This window comes from Streptomyces sp. SID14436, from assembly GCF_010548465.1.
In the GTDB taxonomy this organism is placed as follows: domain Bacteria; phylum Actinomycetota; class Actinomycetes; order Streptomycetales; family Streptomycetaceae; genus Streptomyces.
In genome coordinates this window covers 1-2,170 of the sequence record NZ_JAAGMD010000403.1, presented here as the reverse complement: position 1 = coordinate 2,170, position 2,170 = coordinate 1, and the positions used below count along the sequence as shown (strand labels likewise).

General features: G+C 72.3%; 1 protein-coding gene. It reads right to left on the bottom strand.

Features of this window, described 5'->3' with window-relative positions; all coding sequences use genetic code 11:
* The coding region (locus G3I53_RS14200) for an Rne/Rng family ribonuclease (RefSeq protein WP_164438405.1) at window positions 1-2,170 on the bottom strand (2,170 nt) is incomplete at both ends.

Sequence of the window (2,170 nt, the reverse complement as noted above, 5' to 3'; positions counted from 1 at the left end):
GACCACGGGTGGCCGCGGCCTCCGCCTCGGCGGCGCTGCTGTACAGCTCCTCGTCGGGCTCGAAGTCGGGCGCGGGCAGCGCGACCGGCGCGGCGGCCTCCGCCGCCACCTCGGCCTCGGACTCGCTCTCCGCCTCCTGCTCCGCGTCCGGCGCGGCCGCGACGGCGGCCGTCTCGTGGTCGTGGGTGTGGTCGGCACCGGCACGCGCCTTCTTGCGCCGCTTGCCGCCGCCCCCGTTCGCGGACGGCTGGTCCAGGTGCACGATGACGCCGCGCCCGTTGCAGTGGACGCAGGTCTCCGAGAACGACTCCAGCAGGCCCTGGCCGACCCGCTTGCGGGTCATCTGGACCAGGCCCAGCGACGTCACCTCGGCCACCTGGTGCTTCGTGCGGTCCCGGCCCAGGCACTCCAGCAGGCGCCGCAGCACCAGGTCCCGGTTGGACTCCAGCACCATGTCGATGAAGTCGATGACGATGATGCCGCCGAGGTCGCGCAGCCGCAGCTGGCGGACGATCTCCTCGGCCGCCTCCAGGTTGTTCCTGGTGACCGTCTCCTCGAGGTTGCCGCCCTGACCGGTGAACTTCCCGGTGTTGACGTCGATGACGACCATCGCCTCGGTCCGGTCGATCACCAGCGAACCGCCGCTCGGCAGCCACACCTTGCGGTCCAGCGCCTTGGCGAGCTGCTCGTCGATCCGGTACGTGGCGAAGACGTCGACCTCGCTGGTCCACCGGGACAGCCGGTCGGCCAGGTCCGGCGCCACGTGCGACACGTAGCCGTGGATGGTCTTCCACGCCTCGTCGCCGCTGACGACGACCTTGGTGAAGTCCTCGTTGAAGATGTCCCGCACGACACGGACGGTCATGTCCGGCTCGCCGTAGAGCAGCGAGGGCGAGCTGGCGCTGCTGCTCTTGGACTTCTTGCGGATCTCCTCCCACTGCCCCTGGAGCCGCTCGACGTCCCGGCGCAGTTCCTCCTCGCTCGCGCCCTCGGCGGCGGTGCGCACGATGACGCCCGCGTCCTCGGGGACGATCTTCTTGAGGATGGTCTTCAGCCGGGACCGCTCGGTGTCGGGCAGCTTGCGGCTGATGCCGGTCATCGAGCCCTCGGGGACGTACACGAGGTAGCGGCCCGGGAGGGAGACCTGGCTGGTCAGACGGGCACCCTTGTGCCCGATCGGGTCCTTGGTGACCTGCACCAGGACCGACTGGCCCGACTTCAGCGCGGACTCGATGCGGCGCGGGCCGTTGGCCATGCCCAGCGCCTCGAAGTTGACCTCGCCGGCGTACAGGACGGCGTTGCGGCCCTTGCCGATGTCGATGAAGGCGGCCTCCATCGACGGCAGCACGTTCTGCACCTTGCCGAGGTACACGTTGCCGACGTACGACGTCGACTGCTCCTTGTTGACGTAGTGCTCGACGAGCACCCCGTCCTCCAGCACGCCGATCTGGGTGCGGTCGCCGTGCTGGCGGACCACCATCACCCGCTCCACGGCCTCACGGCGGGCCAGGAACTCGGCCTCCGTGATGATCGGGACACGCCGGCGTCCCTGCTCACGGCCCTCGCGGCGGCGCTGCTTCTTCGCCTCCAGACGCGTGGAGCCCTTGATGGACTGCACCTCGTCCGACGGTTCGGCGGCCTTGCGCGGCTCGCGCACCTTGACGACGGTGCGCTCGGGGTCGTCGGCGGCGGTCTCGGTCTCGCCCCCGCTGTCACCGGCCCGGCGACGGCGGCGACGGCGCCTGCGGCTGCTGCTGGAGCCGCCCGAGGAACCCGAGTCGTTGTGGTCGTCGGCCGAGTCGTCGGCGTCCTCCGCGTCCTCCTCGGCCTGCTCCGCGGTGTCCTCGGCGTCCTGCGCGGCCTGCTCGGCGGCGACCCGGCCGGTGTCCTGGTCGGTGGAGTCGTCGCCCTCGCCGTCGTGCTCGGCGGACTCGCCGCGCCTGCGGCGACGGCCGCCCCGGCGACGGCGGCGGCGCGAACCGGACGTCTCGTTGTCGTGCTCGTCGTGGTCGTCGCCGTCGTCGGCGTGGTCCTCGGCGGAGTCGTCGGACGCGTCGGTGTCCTCGTCGTCCGCGGAGCCGTTCCCGGTGTCCGGGGCGGCGGACGGTGCCTGCTCGGCGGCCTCGTCGGCGGCGCCGCGGCGGCGGCGACGGCGGCGGGAGGCGGTCGG